The organism is Nocardia wallacei (assembly GCF_029868745.1).
GTDB classification, from domain to species: domain Bacteria; phylum Actinomycetota; class Actinomycetes; order Mycobacteriales; family Mycobacteriaceae; genus Nocardia; species Nocardia wallacei_B.
The window spans coordinates 1-17,361 of sequence record NZ_JARWOP010000361.1; the positions used below are offsets into that span (position 1 = coordinate 1).

At 70.8% G+C, this 17,361-nt stretch carries 17 protein-coding genes and 2 pseudogenes; 6 read left to right on the forward strand and 13 right to left on the reverse strand.

The features are described 5' to 3' along the window. Positions 1 to 233, reverse strand: a pseudogene (locus QH470_RS33735) (lipase); the annotation flags it as partial. Positions 234 to 591: 358 nt separating this feature from the next. Here QH470_RS33735 and QH470_RS33740 point away from each other — a divergent pair. Then, a complete protein-coding gene (locus QH470_RS33740; RefSeq protein WP_280276439.1) occupies positions 592 to 1,212 on the forward strand; it encodes a YdcF family protein in 621 nt (206 codons plus the stop codon). 251 nt (positions 1,213 to 1,463) lie between these two features. On the opposite strand, the gene QH470_RS33745 is transcribed toward QH470_RS33740, so the two are convergent. After that, on the reverse strand, positions 1,464 to 2,693 hold the full coding sequence (locus QH470_RS33745) for a PucR family transcriptional regulator (RefSeq protein WP_280276440.1): 1,230 nt from the start codon (positions 2,691 to 2,693) through the stop codon (positions 1,464 to 1,466). A 412-nt stretch (positions 2,694 to 3,105) separates the two neighbouring features. Then, complete coding sequence (locus QH470_RS33750) at positions 3,106 to 4,536, reverse strand: lipase family protein (protein ID WP_280276441.1); 1,431 nt, start codon at positions 4,534 to 4,536, stop codon at positions 3,106 to 3,108. A gap of 336 nt (positions 4,537 to 4,872) precedes the next feature. Between QH470_RS33750 and QH470_RS33755 the strand changes: the two genes are divergently transcribed. Further along, complete coding sequence (locus QH470_RS33755; protein WP_280276442.1) at positions 4,873 to 5,526, forward strand: SDR family oxidoreductase; 654 nt, start codon at positions 4,873 to 4,875, stop codon at positions 5,524 to 5,526. A gap of 7 nt (positions 5,527 to 5,533) precedes the next feature. Here QH470_RS33755 and QH470_RS33760 read toward each other — a convergent pair whose 3' ends face one another. Then, complete coding sequence (locus QH470_RS33760; protein ID WP_280276443.1) at positions 5,534 to 6,748, reverse strand: lipase family protein; 1,215 nt, start codon at positions 6,746 to 6,748, stop codon at positions 5,534 to 5,536. 214 nt (positions 6,749 to 6,962) lie between these two features. Between QH470_RS33760 and QH470_RS33765 the strand changes: the two genes are divergently transcribed. Next, the gene (locus QH470_RS33765; protein ID WP_280276444.1) at positions 6,963 to 7,184 is read left to right on the forward strand and encodes a hypothetical protein; all 222 of its coding nucleotides are present in this window, start codon (positions 6,963 to 6,965) and stop codon (positions 7,182 to 7,184) included. A gap of 365 nt (positions 7,185 to 7,549) precedes the next feature. On the opposite strand, the gene QH470_RS33770 is transcribed toward QH470_RS33765, so the two are convergent. Both QH470_RS33770 and QH470_RS33775 read right to left on the reverse strand, forming a co-directional pair. Continuing rightward, entirely contained in the window at positions 7,550 to 7,900 is a 351-nt protein-coding gene (locus tag QH470_RS33770; RefSeq protein WP_280276445.1) for a hypothetical protein, read from the reverse strand. Positions 7,901 to 7,912: 12 nt separating this feature from the next. Continuing rightward, entirely contained in the window at positions 7,913 to 8,248 is a 336-nt protein-coding gene (locus QH470_RS33775) for a DUF3140 domain-containing protein (RefSeq protein ID WP_280276446.1), read from the reverse strand. A gap of 255 nt (positions 8,249 to 8,503) precedes the next feature. Here QH470_RS33775 and QH470_RS33780 point away from each other — a divergent pair, with 255 nt between their 5' ends. Continuing rightward, positions 8,504 to 9,433 (forward strand): hypothetical protein, encoded by a 930-nt coding sequence (locus tag QH470_RS33780; protein ID WP_280276447.1) that lies wholly within the window; start codon positions 8,504 to 8,506, stop codon positions 9,431 to 9,433. Positions 9,434 to 9,443: 10 nt separating this feature from the next. On the opposite strand, the gene QH470_RS33785 is transcribed toward QH470_RS33780, so the two are convergent. The 4 genes from QH470_RS33785 to QH470_RS33800 all read right to left on the reverse strand — a co-directional run bounded on the left by QH470_RS33785 (position 9,444) and on the right by QH470_RS33800 (position 11,512). Then, a complete protein-coding gene (locus QH470_RS33785) occupies positions 9,444 to 10,238 on the reverse strand; it encodes an RNA polymerase sigma factor SigF (protein ID WP_280276448.1) in 795 nt (264 codons plus the stop codon). Further along, positions 10,228 to 10,659 (reverse strand): anti-sigma factor, encoded by a 432-nt coding sequence (locus QH470_RS33790; protein WP_280276449.1) that lies wholly within the window; start codon positions 10,657 to 10,659, stop codon positions 10,228 to 10,230. The genes QH470_RS33785 and QH470_RS33790 overlap by 11 nt, the downstream gene beginning before the upstream one ends. A 77-nt stretch (positions 10,660 to 10,736) precedes the next feature. Then, the gene (locus QH470_RS33795; protein ID WP_280276450.1) at positions 10,737 to 10,982 is read right to left on the reverse strand and encodes a hypothetical protein; all 246 of its coding nucleotides are present in this window, start codon (positions 10,980 to 10,982) and stop codon (positions 10,737 to 10,739) included. A 134-nt stretch (positions 10,983 to 11,116) separates the two neighbouring features. Beyond that, entirely contained in the window at positions 11,117 to 11,512 is a 396-nt protein-coding gene (locus tag QH470_RS33800) for an STAS domain-containing protein (protein WP_280276451.1), read from the reverse strand. A 491-nt stretch (positions 11,513 to 12,003) separates the two neighbouring features. On the opposite strand from QH470_RS33800, the gene QH470_RS33805 reads away from it, so the two are divergent. Continuing rightward, positions 12,004 to 12,831, forward strand: coding sequence for a hypothetical protein (locus QH470_RS33805; RefSeq protein WP_280276452.1), 828 nt, complete (start codon positions 12,004 to 12,006; stop codon positions 12,829 to 12,831). Between the two features lie 15 nt (positions 12,832 to 12,846). Here the strand turns inward: QH470_RS33805 and QH470_RS33810 are convergent, their stop codons facing one another. The 3 genes from QH470_RS33810 to QH470_RS33820 form a co-directional block, all read right to left on the reverse strand. Then, positions 12,847 to 13,695 (reverse strand): acyl-CoA thioesterase domain-containing protein, encoded by an 849-nt coding sequence (locus QH470_RS33810; protein WP_280276453.1) that lies wholly within the window; start codon positions 13,693 to 13,695, stop codon positions 12,847 to 12,849. 80 nt (positions 13,696 to 13,775) lie between these two features. Beyond that, entirely contained in the window at positions 13,776 to 16,112 is a 2,337-nt protein-coding gene (locus QH470_RS33815) for a phosphoketolase family protein (RefSeq protein WP_280276454.1), read from the reverse strand. Between the two features lie 34 nt (positions 16,113 to 16,146). Continuing rightward, positions 16,147 to 16,710 carry a hemerythrin domain-containing protein gene (locus QH470_RS33820; protein WP_280276455.1) on the reverse strand — a complete coding sequence of 188 codons (564 nt, stop codon included), beginning with the start codon at positions 16,708 to 16,710 and terminating at the stop codon, positions 16,147 to 16,149. Positions 16,711 to 16,937: 227 nt separating this feature from the next. On the opposite strand from QH470_RS33820, the pseudogene QH470_RS33825 reads away from it, so the two are divergent. Then, a pseudogene (locus tag QH470_RS33825) lies at positions 16,938 to 17,361 on the forward strand (hypothetical protein); the annotation flags it as partial.

The following is a 17,361-nucleotide window of genomic DNA, read 5'->3' on the forward strand; positions in this document are numbered from 1 at the left end:
GCCCCACTACCCGACGTGCACGCGGACCCGGAACTACCCGCGCTACCCGTATCAGCGATCGGACGCGCCGCCGGATCCTTCAAACCCTGCCCGATCACATCGGCCAACTGCTGCTCACCGGACACCGGCGCGGGATCGGCGCTGGCGCCGACACCCCCGAAGCCCATTGCGAGCAGCGAGACTCCTACGAGTACCGCGGCACTCAACGGCCTGCGGCGGGTACTTCGTCTCATTCCATGCCTTCCTGCAGAACCACAGCGTTCTCCAGTTCCGGTGCCGCGTGGTGATTTCGGCCGACCCGGAACTGCGCTCAAACGCTAGGTCGGCGGAACGGCGCCGGATACGAACTACAGCACGGTCTTCGAAATCTCACGAGGGGCGCGCGGGGACGCAGTGAAAGTTCACGACCAGGGAAATTCGCGGCGGCACGGCGTCACATCGGCAATGGGCTGTCGCATTCACAATGAGCGCGCATCGGCGCCGTGATTTGTCCAGCGCTGCAACTTATCACGATCCGATCACAGTGGCCGGGTGCATCATCTCCGTAGTATTTCGCTCCGCCGACGCCGGCGGTTCTCTCCGGGAGATCCGATGCCCCACACCACGATCCCACTGTTGCGATCCGGTACCCGCCTGCTGGCCGGTGCCGCCCTTGCCGCGGGAATATTGCTGAACGCGCCTGCCGCCCCGGCCGATCCGATCGTCGACACCGTCGCCGCGGTGATCGGCTCGCTGGGCGGCGTCGAACCCGGCACGCCGCTGCCGCTCCCGCACGGGCCCGGCACCGCCATCGTGGTGCTGGGGTACGGGCTGGAACCGGACGGGCGGATGCGGCCCGAGCTGATCGGCCGCCTGGAGGCCGGTTTCGTGCAGGCCGTGGTCTCGCCGCAGTCACCGGTCATCGTGACCGGCGGCAATCCGCGCGGCGGTGTCACCGAGGCCGACGCCATGGCCCGCTGGCTCGTGGACCGCGGCATCGCGGCCGACCGCGTCCACATCGAGCCCGGCGCGACCGATACCCGCGCGAACGCCGCCAACTCGGCGGAACTCATGCGCGGACTGGGCACCGGCGACGCCGTACTGGTCACCTCCGCCGACCACATGCCGCGCGCGACAGCGATATTCGCCGACGCCGGGGTGCCGGTGGTGGGAACGGTCACGCCCGACGCACTCCCGCCCCTACTAGTCGAACGGTTCGGGCCCAAGGAGTAACCCCAGCGGAATCCCTTCCCACCAGGATCAGCCGGCTGCCGGACTCAGCCCCGCCTCGTCATCCCGGCATGCTTCTCGTCATCCCGGCATGCTTCTCGTCATCCCGGCATGCTTCTCGTCATCCCGGCATGCTTTTGGCCGGGATCCACACCTGGTAGCCGCCGTAGATTCCGGCCAAAAGCGCGCCGGAATGACGGGCGTGCCGTTGCACTGCCACGGGAGTGCCGCTCCAGTCCCAGGAGACGCGCGCCTCAGACCTCCGCGAGTTCGAAGGCCAGTAGCGCCAGGCTGGCGCGCGAGATGCTGTCCGGGTGCGAGAGGTTCAGGCCGGCGAGCCGCTCGATGCGACGGAGGCGGTGCGAGACGCTGTTGGGATGGATGTGCAGCTGCCCGGCGGTGGCGCGGCGGTCCAGCCCGCTGCTCAGGAACGCGCGCAGCGTCTCCACCAGCTCCGGGTGCGGCGTCAGCGGGTCGAGCACCGCGGCGAGATGTTCGCGCGCGGGGCCCGGCCGGGTCATCTGGTACTCCACGGCCACGTCGGCCATCCGGTACAGGCCGGGCGAACGGCCCAGTGCGCGTACCAGTTCCAGCAGTTCCCGGGCCTGCTCGGCCAGTTCGGGGATGTCCTCGGTGGCACCGGTGACGACCGTCGCGGTCAGCGGCACCGAGGCCGCCGCGGAGAGCACGTCGAGGGTGTCGGCGGTCATCGCGAGCCCGCCGTTGAGCGCCGTGGGATCCTCCACCGGAACCAGGATGGTGCCGCCGTCGACCGACAGCAGCGACAGCGCCCGCGAGCCGAGTACCGGCGCCAGGGCGCTCTGCAACCGCCGCAGCTTGCGCCGGGCCACGCCCTCGGTGTTCAGCCGCGGGTCGCGCTCGCCGGGATGCGGCGGAATCGCCAGTGCCACCACCTGATACGTGCCCGCCACGGTGATGCCTGTGCGGCGGGCCAGCGCCTCGCGGCCGTGGCCGCTGAGCAGGGCCGTCACCAGAGTCTGTGCGGCCGTTTGGTGATGGCGGGCCGCCAGCCGGTGCTCGTCCAGGTACGCCGAGGAGGTAGCGACCGTGACGGTCTCCAGCAGGCGCAGCATTTCCTCGGCACCGGCCAGCAATTCCGCTGGGCCGCACCGCTGTTCGGCGGCGACCTGCTCGAAACCGCGGCGGACCGTCTCGTGGTAGGTCCGCAGTACGGTGTCCAGGTCGATGCCCTCGCGGGCCCATTCGGCGGCGCGGCCGACCAGCTCCGCCAGCTGCGCGGCGTCGCGCGGGCCGGGGTCGGACAGCGCGCGCAGCGCCAGGACCAGGCAGTCGCGCACACCGGCGGTCAGTCCCGCGGTGTCGGGGCCCGATTTCGGGCGGGCGCGTAAGTGTTCGGCCAGCTTCGTCGCCAGCAAGCCCGGCGGTGCGGCGTCGGTGGGCGGCTCGGGGGACGCGACGGTGCGACTGGGCGGGGGGCTCAGGACCGGTGCGGAAGATGTCATCGGGTCGCTCCAGAAATGTCGTGACCGCGGCGTGTACCCGCCGGGCGCCAGGGGTGAGGTCGCGCCCGGCGGATCGATCCACTGCTGCGCACTCGCACCGTGCAACGGAGGGGGTTGGTAGTCCACATGCCGCGGTGCGGCGGTGCGCCGGCGGGCGGTCCTGTCTTTCGGGGCAACCGCCCGACGATGGCTGGCCCGGCTACCGAACCGGCGCCCTCCTTCCTGTCCGGGTGCGGCGCGCCGATGCCAGGCGCGGCGCCGACCGCGCAAACACCGGCGCCGCACTCATATCACGGTACGGCCACGAAACCGCGCTCCGGCGAATCGGCTTGAATCCGATGACAATTCATGAAGGCCGGGTCGTACGCCTAGGGGCGGCACACAAATTGACGCCGGGAAAGGGCCCGGAATTTCAGCACTCGTTCGGTGCCGGAACTCCCCGCAATCGCTCATCCACCCAGTTCATCGCGTCCGGGTAACCCACCCCGGCGGCGATGATGTGTTCGCCGAGCACGCTGCGGTATACCGCGGGCACGCCCAGGTGACACTGCTCGCGGAACAGGGTACGGGCGCCCTCGGCGGGGATCCACCATTCCTGCTCGCCGTTGTAGATGTACAGCGGCACGGCCGATTTCATGTCCTGCATGCGAGTAACGTCATAGATCTCGGTGGCGATGTCGCTGTGCAGCGGGTCGGGGATCTCGGAGGCCAGGTCGATGGGCAGCATCAGCACACCCGGCAACGCGAACACGCCCGCGCAGGTGTCCTTCAGCGGGGAGATCGCGGCCCAGCGCGCGAGATTGTTCATGCGCGCCAGCATCTCCGGCCGTTCCCGGGCGACACCGAAGGCGGCGGCCAGGAAGATGCCCGAGGCGAGATTGGCATTCATGCTGCGGCCCAGCAGTTCGTAATCGACCGGCACGCCGCCGAGCGCGGCGCCCACGATCACGGGTGCGAGTTCGGGTGCGTAGGAATCGATCAGCGCGACCGCGCCACGGGTCGCGATGGCGCCGCCGGAGTAGCCGTGCATGACGTAACGGCTGCCCGCGAACTCGCCCGGCGGCAGGCTGCGCGCGGCGCGCACGGAGTCCAGCACCGCGTGCCCGGCCACATACGGCTCGGCGTAGGCCATTCGCGGGCCCTCGTGGTCGGGGATCAGTACGGCGTAGCCGCGCAGCACCGCCAGCTGGGTGGTCGGGGGAATGTAGTCGGTGGAGCCGTTGTCCAGGGAAAAGCCGTGCGCCAGCGCGTAACTCGGTGTGCATTTGCGGCCGAGCGCGTCGATGGGCAGGTTGTTCACCAGCACCGGGCGGCTGCCGGCCGCCGGGCCCACCGGGATGACCAGCGTCGCGGTCGCGAAGGAGGGCGCGTCGTGGGCGTCGGTGGTGCGGAACTTCAGTTGCAGCACCTGCCGGACCGGAACCAGCAGCATCGGCCCCGCCACCGCGGTCACGTCCCGCACCTCGATCAGATCACCGGGCGCGAAGGTCTCCAGGTTCGGCGGCCAGACGTCGAACAGCGGATCACCCGCCGGCTTCGGCATCACGGCGTCCTGCAGCCCTACGAGGTCCGGGGAGAGCCCGGCGCCGGCGGCCGCCTCCTCCTGCGGGGGAGGCGGGGGCGTGACGATCGGCGGTGGCGGCACCACCGCGTTGAGCCATTGCTGCAGATCCGGCACGTCCAGCCCGGCGGGCAGCGAAATCTGCGGCGGCCCGGGCAGACCCGGTGGCGCCGGGGTGCCGGGCAGCGCCGGAAGCGGCAGCGGTGGCTGCGCCTGCGCGAGGACCGCAGTGGGCCCGCAGACGATCAGCACCGTAGTGACGAAGACGCGCCAGCCACGCATGACTCACCCCCATGTGAGGTCGCAAAACCCGACCTCCGCCGTGCGGGCCCGGTCCCATGACACCGGGCCCGCCTGGTCGAGTTCTTCGAGGGTAGCGGCGCGGAATCGCTTGGAGCCGTGATTTATTCGTTCGTGCGCATCGCGAGTCCGGTTCGAGACCCGCCGATACGCCGCGCGCGCCGCGCCGCCGTGGCGGTCACGCCCGGACAACGGAGTCGGCCGCCCATGACCCCGCGGCCCCGGCCGGACGCCCGTTCGGTCCGTAGGATGGCGGTGCGTTGCGATCGCCGCAGCTCACCGGGCTGCGGATCCTCGACATCGACGGAACGGAGAGCCATGCGCATCGTTATCGCGGGCGGGCACGGCAAGATCGCGCTGCTGCTGGCCGGGCTGCTCACACGGCGCGGCGACGAGGTCGCGAGCCTCATACGCAATCCCGCGCACGCCGAGGAGGTGGCGGCCACCGGCGCCGAGCCGGTCGTACTGGACCTGGAGAATTCCACCGCCGACGCGGTCGCGGCCGTGCTGGCCGGAGCCGACGCCGCGGTCTTCGCCGCCGGGGCCGGGCCGGGCAGCACCGCGGAGCGCAAGTACACCGTCGACCGCGACGGATCGGTCCTCCTGGCCACGGCCGCGGAGCAGGCGAAGGCCACCCGGGTCGTGCAGATCTCCACCATGGGCGCGGGCAAGCCCCCGGCTCCGGATCGGGATGCGGTGTGGGCGGCCTACATCGACGCCAAGACCCAGGCCGAGGACGACCTGCGCGCCCGCGGCCTGGACTGGACCGTCCTGCGGCCCGGCCGCCTCACCGACGAGCCCGCGACCGGCGAGGTCAGTCTGGTCGAACCGCCCGGCGACTACGGCGCGGTCCCCCGCGCCGACGTCGCCGCCGTCATCGCCGAACTGCTGGCCGCCCCGAACACCGCGGGCAAGACCTTGGAACTCGTCTCGGGCGGCACGGCGATCGCCGCGGCGGTCGCGGCGATCTGACCCGCACTCAGCAGTTGCTCGGCGCGGCCTCTCCGCGCGCCCGCGCATCCAGCCAGGTCAGCACCTGCGGGAGGCCGAGCACGGCGGCGGTGAGGTGGTCGGGTACCGGAATCGCCTCGGCCTGCAACCGGACCCCGGCCGCGCACCAGCGCCGGTCGGTGTTGACGATCGAATCCACCGGCACCAGGCCGTCGATCGGCGAATGCCATTCGAGCACCGGCATATTCGGCACACTGTCGGTGTAGAGCTCGAGGCTGTTCTCCTCGATGACCTTGCGGGCCTCGGGGTCCTCGGTCATCTTGGTGGTCTTCGCGAAGTCCAGCGCGCCGCGCCCGGCCCCGGCGGTGAGCAGAGTGTTGGTGCAGCCGTTGGCAACCTGCTGCCCGAGCCGCACGCCCTGGTCGTTGAGCTGCTCGGAGATCGGGAAGCGGTCGGGGTACTCGCGTTCCAGCCCGACACCGGCGGCGAAGGCCAGCCCGAAGACCGGATGCGCGCCGTAGCCGAGGCCCTCGAGCATCTTCACCAGATTCATCGGCACCCCGCCGGCGGCGGCGCCCGCGATCTTCAACTCCGGCGCGTACTTCGGCGCGAGCGCGGCCGCCCAGGCCGTCGCCATGCCGCCGCCGGAATACCCGGCCATCGTCACCGGACTGTGCTCGACGCGCAGCTGCTGTACCCGCTGCACGGCGCGAATGCCGTCCAGCGTGATCTGCCCGCCCAATTTGGCTGCGCCGTAGGCGTACTGTGGCCCCAGGTGGTCGGGCAGCGCGATAGTCCAGCCGCGCTGCAGCACCACGTTGTAGGCGGGCGCCTCGCGCACCATCAGATCGGGATCGGTGGTGTAGAGCGTGTGCGAGACCGAGCATTCGGTGCCCAGCCCGTTGATGATGGTCTGGTACGACAGCACCGGCCCGTCGGTGGCCCGGTTGCGCGGCGACAGCACGGTGGTGGTGGCCGCGATCGGTTCGTCCTGAGAATTCGTCGAGCGGAATTTGATCAGCCAGACGTCGGTGTCCGGGAAGATCGGCAGCGGCGGCAATGCGCGGATGCCCAGGATATCGCCCGGTTCGTGCCCGGCCACGTCCTCCGGCGCGGCATAGAACGGATCCGGGTCGGAGGCCGGATAGAACGGCGTCCCGGCCGCGGCCCCCGCCCCGGCGATCAGCAACAGCAGGCTACCGGCGCACGCACCCATCGCGCGCCGGACTGCGAACTTCCCCATGGCGCAGAACACTATTCGAACCCGGTGACAGATGCCCAACCGGATCCCAGATCCTGAGAAATCACAACGGTTGCCGACATGAGGCTGTGTTGCGAGACGAATTCGCGCGGAAATCTGTTTGCGGCGGTTACACGAACGTACCTTCGAACTCGGCGCCGTTGCCTGATCCATCGGCACCGGGCAACGGCGCAGAAGGATGAGAAGGAGCACCGCTATGTACACTCCCGACACCGTCACCGAGGCGCCCACCCGACGGGTGACCGTCTACTTCGACGGTCCGGACCCCGGAGACGAGCTGGTGCTGGAATACGCTGCCACACGCTCGGAGGCCTGGGAATTCGCCGCTGCCGCAGTGCACTCGGGATTGGCGGTCACGATCGACACGAAGGTGCGGCCCGGCATGCGCCCCCTGCCCTGCCGCAGCCTCTGGCACTGACCCGCCGCACCCCGTCGTCCGTCGGGGCACGAGCCCGAAGACGTGCCCACCGGACGGATGATGAGCGGTATCCGTCCGGTGGGCGTGCCGCCGCTCGGCAGCCGCGTTGGGGTCGGAGCAGGAGGGAGTCATGGGTTTTCCCGCTCGCCGCGTCCGCACGGTGCGACGGTCGGCGCTCGCCGGCAGGAGTTTTGGCGGGTTGCTGACCAGCGAGCGCACGTTTCGGAACGACGATGTTCACCGGCGGCGCCCTTCGGCGCCGCATGCGCTTACAGTACGGCCGCGCCGCTACGCCCGCGAACGGGAGCGCCCGGCTCTGGTCGTTGTCATAGACGGCCCCCGAAGTCCTTGGGACCGAACACAGTTCACGGCTCGTTCGCGCGGCTGTCGAGCCGGTAGAAACTACTCGGACCACCCTCGGCGGTCTGTTCGCGGAACACGAACGCCAGCTCCCGATCGTCGAACAGCCGGAACCATTCGTCCCACGAGACTTCGCGCAGACCGTCCTCGCGGTAACCGGGGAAATTGATTCGCAACGGCTCGGGCCCCTCCGGACGCCCCGGATCGGACGCGACCGCGGGACGGGCGCCGCGATGCTCCGCCCAGGAGCGGATCACGGCGGGCTCGGTGGTGACCCGGCAGCCGTCGCCGGGCTCGGGCTCCGGCAATGCCGGGTCGAACCGCGCCGCATCCGTGCGATCCTCGGAATCGGGCATGCGCGGCTCCTGTCACTCCGTGCGTAGGGGGTCGTGGCCGATCGACATCAGTTCGTGCCGCCATCGCGGGCGACCCGCCTCCGGTTCCGGCTCGTCGCCGCGGGCATCGCGCACCCGGTCGACCACGGCGCGCATCACGGCGGCGTCGTGCGCGTCGAGGTCGGTGCGTCGCTTGCCGAGAATCGCCAGCACCCGCTGTCCCAGCGGCGTGCCGTCGCGGTCCGGCGGCGGCTCGGTCTCGGGGCCGGCCGCATCGGTGTACAGCCAGTCCCGCAGTTCCCGTGACGACATGTTCACCGCCGTGTGGAACGCGTCCCACAGGCCGTCGTCGATGACAGATTCCGCCATGCGGTCCTCCTTTCCGCTCCCCGGCTACCCCTCGAGCACGGGCACAAACTCGCTGGTTCCCGGGCCGCGAATGCACATGATTGCGCGAGCGATCGCCGGGTAACCGGCCCACAGCGCACCCGGATGCGCCGGGCCGACAAGGCCCTGCCGCCCGGCCGCGCGCGCCGCCCGCGACGACATCGTGGTCACCGGCCGCGACGAGGCTCCGGCCGACAGTGTCGGGGCATTGCTGCGACACGGTTGAGGAGGTACGAGATGGACAGGGGAAACAGCAAGCACGGTCCGCGCCAGGACGAACAGCTGGCGCACGAATTGGAGGGGACGATCCGCGGCAATCGCTCCAGCCGCGCCGAGGAATGGCGCGATCCCGAGCCGCCCGCCGACGACGACCCCGAACTCTCCGCACGCCCCGAACTGACGATCCCCACTCCCACGGATCCGGTTCCCCCGGACCCGTTTTCGCCCCCGAACCCCGAGACACCCCCACCCGACCCGGTGCCCGAGCCACCGGGCCCCATCCCGGAGCCGGGCACGCCGGACCCCCTACCCGATCCCGGCCCGCCCGACCCGCAACCGGGCCCCGGTGCGACGGACGCCTTCCCGAATCCCGGCGTCGGCGATCCGGTCCCCGACCACGGCCCGCAGGAACCGGTCGCCGATCTCGGGCCACAGGGACCGATTCCGAATTCCGGTGCGCCCGAACCGCTTCCAGGCCCCGGCCCGACCGAACCGTTGCCCGGCCACGACCCGCCCGACCCGGAGACCGCCCCGGTTCCGGGTCCGCAGGGGCCGATGCCCAGCACCGAACCGCCCCCGCCCTACCCCGGCGCACCGGACGGCCCCTATCCCCCGCCGCAGGGTCCCGTGTCGAATACCTTTCCACCGCAACAAGATCCGAGCCCACGACCGACGGCGGTAGCACCACTGCCGGGGCAGCCGCCGGATCCCCAGCCACCCCGGCCGAACCCGAATCCCGAACCGCCCCGGCCGAATCCGTATCCGGAGCCACCCCGGCCGGATCCTTACCCCGAACCGCCTCGGCCGAATCCCGAACCGCCGGGTCCCGAGCCGCAGCCGCCGCTCCCGGGTCCGGTGCCGCACCCCACTCCGCCCGGCCCGAACCCGACCTTCGAACGCCCGCCGGAGCCGTACGATCCGGTCCCGCCCGGTCCCACCGCCCGCTGACGCGAATCCGTCAGTCGCGCAGGGCCTCGTCGCGCAGCCAGGTCAGCGTCTTGGAGAGAATGCGGGAGACATGCATCTGTGAAATGCCGAGTGCTTCGGCTATCTGGGTCTGGGTCTTGGCCTCGAAGAAGCGCATGATCAGGACCTGCTGCTCGCGTTCGGGCAGGTCGGCGATCAGCGGCTTGACGGCCATGAACTCCTCGACCCGGTCGTAGCGCGGCTCGGCCTCGCCGAGCACCTCGCGCAGCGGCAGCGGTGTGTTCTCGCCGTCGTCACCGGAGACCGACTCCAGCGAGGACAGCTGGTAGGCGTTGCCCGCAATCAGGGCCTGTGTGACCTCCACCAGGTCCACCTCGAGTTCGGCAGCGATCTCCCGGGCCTTCGGCAGCCGGCCCAGCCGCTGCGCCAAATCATCGATGGCGCCGCCGATCGACAGCTGGATCTCCTTGGTGCGCCGGGGAACCCGCACCGCCCAGGTGTTGTCGCGGAAATGCCGGCGGACCTCGCCCATGATGGTCGGCACGGCGAACGACAGGAACGACGAGCCCCGCGTCACGTCGAAGCGGTCCACCGCCTGGACCAGCCCGACCCGGGCCACCTGCAGCAGATCGTCGAAGTTCTCGCCGCGCCCGGAGAACTTCCGGGCGATGTGGTCGGCCAGCGGCAGGCAGAGCCCGATGATCTTCTCGCGCAATGCCTCCCGCTGCGCGGTGTGCTCTCCGAGCGCCGCCAGCGCCTGGAATTCCGGTTCGATGTTGTCGTAGCTGTCACCACCGCGGTGACGCCGTCCGCGTTCATCCGCCATCGGCCTCACCTCGCGCCCGGGTGAATTCGACGACGACGGGATATCCGTTGCCGTCCGCATCGAACGATTCCGTCCGCGCGCTGATGGAATTGGTGATGGTCTGTAGCACGTGCCAGCCGAACCCGTCCTCGTCGAGCGCGTCGTCTACCGCGGCGAGGCCGGAAACGCGCACCGCCATCGCGGCGTCGTCGGCGGCGAACGCACAGTCGATCTCCGAGTCGGGTACCGCCTCCGCGATCAACGCGGTGGCGATCTCGTCCAGCGCGACCCGGATGTCGGTCACCTCGTCCAGCGCGAAATCCGCGATCAGCGCCACCGTTTCCGCGAGCGCGCGCAACATGGTGAGCTGATTCAAGTCGGCCGGCACCCGGATACCCACACTCGATGTCTGCACGGGGGACCTCGAAACCCATTCGCTCATCGACACTTGCCTCTCCTCCCAACCGGTGAACCCGGCGGGGACCCACGGACCCCGACCGTTGCGCCAACCGTTCGACTTCAGGTCCATGATCCGACGTATTCCTCCCGGATGTAGGTCGGATACGGATCGGTGTGCAACGCGGCCGTGTACACGGCATGACGGACCTGCGCGCCGGTCGGCTTCGCCTGCACGATATCGGCAGGCGTGGCCCGGCCGTACACCGCCGGTCGGTCGTTCTCCGGTTTCTCGTCGGTGCCGCCTCCCCGCAGCACCCCACGACCCGTCATCCGCACCGCCGCCGACGACTCGGATCGCGAATCCACGGGCGAACCTTTCTGCTCGGGAGGCCGTTCACTGCGCGCATACCCCGAGCCCCCGCCCCGAAACCCGGCGAGCCCCACTCGCCGCAGATCCGCGGGACCGAGCCCGGCTCGATCCCGCGGTAAGACTCCGCCGACTAGGTCTCCAGCGCGGACTGCATGGTGGCGTAGAAGCGGAACAGCGGGCGCGTACCGGTGATCTCCAGTACGCGCTCGATCTCCTCGCGGCCACAGACGAGACGCAGGTCGATACCGGCCTGGGCGGCGGCGGTCTTGGCGGCGGCCAGCGACCGCGCCGATCGGATACTCAGGAATCGGGTGCGGCGCAGGTCGAGGACGACCGCGTGGGTGCTGGAGCCGACGGCTTGGTCGAGGGACTTGCCGAACATCGCGGCCACGGCGGCGTCCAGCTCGCCCTCGACGCGAACGACCGTATAGTGCCGCCGCTGATCGCGAACGTGTGCCGGAGACAGCCCGGCACCATCCGGATTCGCCGCATCGGTTTGACGTTGGAGAACGGCAATCGCAGACATAACTAGAGCCTCCCGTGCAATGGGCTTGCCCTGTCCGACGTGGAGATCATGACCCGAGCGGGCCGGAAACAGCCGGTGTTCCTACTGACCGTCTGTCGCCGGCTCACGCGAACGGCCTCCGCGTGCGAACCGGGGTCGGCTGTAGTCTCAACCTGGCTACAGTCTGCCACGCTATGCGCGCGCTGTCACCGCCACGGCGCGACGAATCACTCACCGGCGTGATCGGCCTCCACGCGATTTTCACGAATATCCTTGCGGCATATCCCATTCCGTTATCCGTCCAGCCATCGGGCGATGTCCGGAGGCAATCGTTCTCGTTCCCGCATTTGCACGCACGCCGAGCCGTAAACCACCCCGCGCGGCGGCCCGCCTCCGCCCGCCCGCCGAGGCGGGCGGTGCGCTTGCACTATGCACGCTCACCTGCACGAACAGCTTCGTCTCGGTATTCGAGTTCGCTTGCTAGCGTGGCCGTTTCGCGGTAGATGTTCGGGGTGACAGTCGATCGGGCGCAGTTCTCGGCGCAGCGGCGCAGTTGGGAACAGCTACCCGAGGTCACCCGGGCCGCGGTGGAGGCGCTGACGGGGCCGGTCCGGCGCGCCGAGTCGATCATCGCCGGGTTCAGCAGCCATCTCGCCGCGGTGATCGAGACCGACGCCGGGCGGACCTTCGTGAAGGGCATGCGCATCGACGACCCGGAGGTGTGGACCCAGCACCGCGAGGCCGTGCTCGGCCCGCACGTCGGCCCGATCGGGCCCCGGCTGCACTGGCAGATCGCGGCCGGCGGCTGGGATCTGCTCGGATTCGAGTATGTCGCAGGGCATTTCGCCGACTACCGGGTGGACAGCGACCTCGCCGCCGCCGCCGCGGCGATGGCCGCGCTGGGGCGCCTGCCCTGTCCCCCCGACCTCGAACTGAAGGACGCCGAGGTGCGCTGGGGCGCCTATCTCGAGGATCCCGGCGAGGGCGCCCGGTTCGCCGGCGTGACGCTGCTGCATACCGACTGGAATTACAGCAATGTGCTGGTCGGCGAGGCCGGGGCCCGGCTGGTCGACTGGCCGTGGGCCACTCGCGGCGCGTCCTGGATCGACCCGGGATGCTGGATGGTCTGGCTGATCTTCGCCGGTCACGAACCGGCCGCCGCCGCGCGCTGGGCCGCCCGGGTACCGGCCTGGCACCGCGCCGGCGCGGCCGATCTGCGAGCGTTCGCGACGGCGCTGGCCGCCGAATGGACCGCCACCGCGACCCGCAACCCCAACTTCTGGACCCACGGCCTGCGCGACGCCGCCCGGCGCTGGGCCGCGTACCGCCGGGCGATCTGACCGATCGGCGCCCGGTCAGCGCACCACCGCGCCGCCCCCGCTCGCCGCGATCACCTCGTCGAGACGACCGGCGGTGATCTGCCGCTGCGCGTTGGCGACCGCGGTGATCAGCGCGGTGCCGAACGCGCCGTGCCGGTCGAACAGCGTCGCGGCGCCGACCGCGATCCCCTGTTCGCTGAGGTGGTTGTCGGCCTCCAGGCCGACCTCGGCGCCCAGGGGCAGGCGCGACAGCGCGACGGTCAGATCGGTATTGATGAAGCCGACGCCCGCGTCGGACCAGTTGGTCACCATGCTGGTCTGCTCCGCGGCCATCGCCGCCAGCACGAACGGCGAGAGCGCCTCCCCGGCGAGCACCGGCATCGGGCGCTGCCAGCTGCGCTTGCGGCCGGCGTTCTCGTGTTCGGAAAAGGTGCGCGACCAGCCGTTCGACCCGTCACTGCGCCACAGCGGCGCGGCCGGGCCGCTCGCGGGCGGCGCCAACTCGACCGGCGGCGGCGCGGGGTGACCGTCCCGCTTCCAGATCCGGCCGGGCGGCTCCTGCGAGGGCTGCAGGAGTACCAGCGACGCCCGCGCCGCCGGTGCGCCGTCCTGCTGCACCACCGCGTCGGCCACGCGAATGCGCTTGCCGTCGCGTACCGACGCGGTCGTCACCGACAGCGCACGCATGCGGGCGGGCTTGAACAGATCCACGGTCAGCCGGACCGGCACGAATCCGTCGGTGCTGTACTCGTTCTCCAACGACCGGGCCAGCAGGCCGCACAGCGCCGGGCCCACGATCTGCTGCGCCGACCACTGACTGGCCGCGAGTGGCCGGGGCGTGAACGTCGCGCCCTCGGCATCGAAGTATCCGTACGATTCACTCACCGCGTCATCCTGCCCGGTCCGGTCGCCACGGCGACTGATCTTGCTCTCTCAGGCAGATATACACGCGTATGAAACCGGTTTCAATGGTGATCCGGGTCTCCGGGCCAGGTCCAGTCGGTGATCTCGGGCAGGTCGGCGCCCACGCGCTCGGCGTGCACGGTGTTGGCGTGCAGCAGATGCAGCAGGTGCTCTCGCAGGCGCCCGAGCCGGTCGGCGAGCCGCGGCACCTGCTCCAGCACCGCCAGCGCCAGCTGATAGCGATCGATGCCGTTCATCGCGCACATCTGGAACGGGGTCGTGGTGGTGCCGTTGTCGTGGAACCCGTGCACGTGCAGTTGGTCGTGCCCGGGTCGGCGATAGGTGAGCTGGTGGATCAGCCAGGGATAGCCGTGGAAGGCGAACACCACCGGCCGGGTCGCGGTGAACAGCTCGGCGTACTGCCGATCGGGGATGCCGTGCGGGTGCCGGTCCGGCGGGAACAGCCGGGCCAGATCGACCACATTGACGAAGCGAACGGCCAAGTCCGGCACCAGCTCTCGCAGTAGCGCGGCCGCGGCGAGGGCCTCCTGGGTGGGCACGTCGCCGGCGCAGGCGAGCACCGCGTCCGGCTCACCGGCGCCGTCGGTGCTCGCCCAATTCCACACGCCCAGTCCGTGGGCCACGTGCTCGGCGGCGCGTTCGTCGGAAAGATATTGCAGCGCAGGCTGTTTCCCTGCCACCACCACATTGACCCGGCCGCGCCCGCGCAGGCAGTGGTCGAAGACGTGCAGCAGGCAGTTGGCGTCGGGCGGCAGATACACCCGGCCCACCTCCGGGCGCTTGCTCAGCACATGGTCGATGAAGCCGGGATCCTGATGCGAGGCGCCGTTGTGGTCCTGGCGCCACACGTGCGAGGTCACCAGGTAGTTGAGGCTGGGAATCGTTGTGCGCCAATGATATCGGGAGGCCTCGCGCAGCCATTTGGCATGCTGCACCACCATCGAGTCGACGATGTGGGCGAAGGCTTCGTAGGTGGAGAACACCCCGTGGCGGCCGGTCAGCAGATATCCCTCCAGCCAGCCCTGGCACAGGTGCTCCGACAGCACCTCGAACACCCGGCCGTCGGGCGCCAGCTGCTCGTCGGCGGGTCCGGGCTCGAGCTGCCAGCGCCGCCCGGTCACTTCGAGCACCGCGTCCAGGCGGTTGGAGGCGTGCTCATCGGGCGAGAAGAACAGCATCCGGCGGGGATTGGCGGTCAGGGTGTCGCGCAGGTACCGGCCCAGCACCTTTGTCGCCTCCGCGTGCCGGGTCGCGGGCGCGCCCACGTCCACGGTGTGCGCGGCCACGTCGGGCAGCCGCAGGTCCACGCTGTCGCGGGCGTGCGCGACCGGGTTCGCGCTCATCCGCAGTTCCCCCTCCGGGCACAGCTTCCGCACCGCCGCCACCGGCGCGCCGTCCGCGCCGAACAGCTCCTCCGGATGGTAGGAGCGCAGCCATTCCTCCAGCAGCGCACGGCGATACGGATTGTCGTGCACCGCGTCCAGCGGGATCTGGTGTGAGCGCGCGGTGCCCTCCACCGCGACCCCGTTCACCCGGGCCGGGCACGTCCAGCCCTTCGGCGTCTCCAGGATGATCGCGGGCCGCTCGGTACGCGCGCCCGCACGGATGTCGTCGATGCGCTCGAAGGCCGACTCCAGCGCGGCCGCGTACTGTTCGTGCACCTTGACCGGATGGTCGCCGGCCACCACGGTCGGCGCCCAGCCGTGCGCGCGCAGCAACGCCGTGACGTCGTCGCGGCGCATCCGGCCGAGCACGGTCGGGTTGGCGATCTTGTATCCGTTGAGATGCAGGATCGGCAGCACCGCGCCGTCCTGGGTCGGATGCAGGAAGGCCGGGGCGTTCCAGCTCGTCGCCAGCGGGCCCGTCTCGGCCTCGCCGTCGCCGATCACGCAGACCGCGGTGAGATTCGGATTGTCCAGCACCGCACCGGTCGCGTGGGCCAGCGAATAGCCCAGCTCGCCGCCCTCGTGGATGGAGCCCGGCAGGTGCGGCGAGGCATGGCTGGGCACGCCGCCGGGGAAGGAGAACTGCCGGAACAGCTCGCGCATCCCCGCCGCGTCGCGCGCCGCGCCCGGATGCCGGGCTCCGTAGCTGCCCTCGAGCCAGGCGGCCGCGTTCAGTCCGGCCGCGCCGTGCCCCGGGCCTGCGACGAACAGGACCGACCGGTCGTCCCGCAGGATCAGCCGGTTCAGGTGCGCGTAGGTCAGGGTCAGCCCCGGCACGGTGCCCCAGTGCCCGAGGAGGCGACGCTTCAGGTGCTCGGGTCGCAAGGGCTCGGTGAGGAGCGGATTGTCCAGCAGATACAGCTGTCCGGCCGACAGGTAGTTCGCCGCCCGCCACCACGCGTCGACGGCCTCGAGATCATTCGCGTTCGCCACCGCAACCACTCCTCACCTCCGTTCCCGTGACCGATCAGCCGCGGGTCTTGCGCACCCAGTCGCGCACGGTGTCGCGCACGCGATCGAAGATCGCCAGCGGCGGGCCGGCCAGCAGGTTGGCGGGCCCCGACGAGCCCGCGGCCGGATGCGGCCGGGTGGGCGCGGTCGCCTCGGCCATCTGCACGGCGGTCGCCAGGCCCGCCCGCTCGGCCGCGGACGAGTCCTCGCGCAACCGCTCGAACTCCTCCCGCTCCTCGTGCTCGGCATGATCGATGACGGCCGTGGCGAAGGCGTCGAACTTCGCGTCGAAGTCGCGGTGCTCGACCCCGAGGTCGTGCAGTTCGGCGAGGGCCTGCTTGGCCTTTTCCTCCTCGCGCAGCCGACTTTCCACGACGTGGTCGGCGACGTACACCCGGCGCGCCGCCGGATGGATGACCTCCTCCTCGGCGCTCTCGTGCACCGCGAGCAACCGCACGAGGTCCTCGAACGGCTCCCGTTTGCCCGCGCCGTCGGCCGCGCGCACCTGGTCGATCAGTTGCCTGATCTGGTTGTGCTGGGCCTTCAGCAGTTCCACGACGTCCTGTTGCTCGGTGGGCATGGTCGGATCACTCCTCGTCTCGGGGATCGGTTCCCACTCGGGCCGTACCCGGGTCCGCGCCTCTCACACCCGGCGATTCACCGGCAGTTTCGATCGGGGTACCGGGGGCATGCCGAGCACAGGAGCGCCGTCGTGATCGGCGAGAAACCCCGCCGATCTCGTCCGGAGCGCCGGGGTGACAGCCGTTTTCCGTTGCGCCACTGGTGGTTTCGTCAAGGAGGTAGGCCATGACCCGATCCGGACCACTGGTGGTGGTCGGGGACGTCCTGCTCGACATCGACATCACGGGCCGGGCCGACCGCGCCGGACCCGGCGCCGCGGTGCCGGTGGTGGATTTCGTCTCGCGCCGAACCCGGCCCGGCGGCGCGGGTCTCGCCGCCCTGCTCGCGGCGGCCGCGACGCCCGAGGTGGTGCTGGTGGGCGCGTTCGGCGTCGACGCGGGGGCCGAGCGGCTGCGGCGGCTGCTGGCCGGGCGGGTGCGCGTCACCGAGCTGCTGCTGCACGGCAGCACCGTGCGGCGACAGCGGGTCCGGGCGCGCGGGGGGGGCCCCCCCCCCCGCGCCCCCGGCCGGAACCCCCCCCGCCGGGGCGCGGGGTGGGGGGGGGCGCCCCCCCCCCGCCCCCCCCCCCCGGGGGGGGGGGGGGTGGGGG

Excerpts from the sequence above, each read along its gene's own strand:
- QH470_RS33785 (WP_280276448.1), bottom strand. The coding sequence starts at position 10,238 with ATGGCGGATGAACGCGGACGGCGTCACCGCGGTGGTGACAGCTACGAC.
- QH470_RS33780 (WP_280276447.1), top strand. The coding sequence starts at position 8,504 with ATGGACAGGGGAAACAGCAAGCACGGTCCGCGCCAGGACGAACAGCTG.
- QH470_RS33790 (WP_280276449.1), bottom strand. The coding sequence starts at position 10,659 with ATGAGCGAATGGGTTTCGAGGTCCCCCGTGCAGACATCGAGTGTGGGT.
- QH470_RS33800 (WP_280276451.1), bottom strand. The coding sequence starts at position 11,512 with ATGTCTGCGATTGCCGTTCTCCAACGTCAAACCGATGCGGCGAATCCG.
- QH470_RS33765 (WP_280276444.1), top strand. The coding sequence starts at position 6,963 with ATGTACACTCCCGACACCGTCACCGAGGCGCCCACCCGACGGGTGACC.
- QH470_RS33755 (WP_280276442.1), top strand. The coding sequence starts at position 4,873 with ATGCGCATCGTTATCGCGGGCGGGCACGGCAAGATCGCGCTGCTGCTG.
- QH470_RS33740 (WP_280276439.1), top strand. The coding sequence starts at position 592 with ATGCCCCACACCACGATCCCACTGTTGCGATCCGGTACCCGCCTGCTG.
- QH470_RS33745 (WP_280276440.1), bottom strand. The coding sequence starts at position 2,693 with ATGACATCTTCCGCACCGGTCCTGAGCCCCCCGCCCAGTCGCACCGTC.
- QH470_RS33760 (WP_280276443.1), bottom strand. The coding sequence starts at position 6,748 with ATGGGGAAGTTCGCAGTCCGGCGCGCGATGGGTGCGTGCGCCGGTAGC.
- QH470_RS33750 (WP_280276441.1), bottom strand. The coding sequence starts at position 4,536 with ATGCGTGGCTGGCGCGTCTTCGTCACTACGGTGCTGATCGTCTGCGGG.
- QH470_RS33820 (WP_280276455.1), bottom strand. The coding sequence starts at position 16,710 with ATGCCCACCGAGCAACAGGACGTCGTGGAACTGCTGAAGGCCCAGCAC.
- QH470_RS33775 (WP_280276446.1), bottom strand. The coding sequence starts at position 8,248 with ATGGCGGAATCTGTCATCGACGACGGCCTGTGGGACGCGTTCCACACG.
- QH470_RS33770 (WP_280276445.1), bottom strand. The coding sequence starts at position 7,900 with ATGCCCGATTCCGAGGATCGCACGGATGCGGCGCGGTTCGACCCGGCA.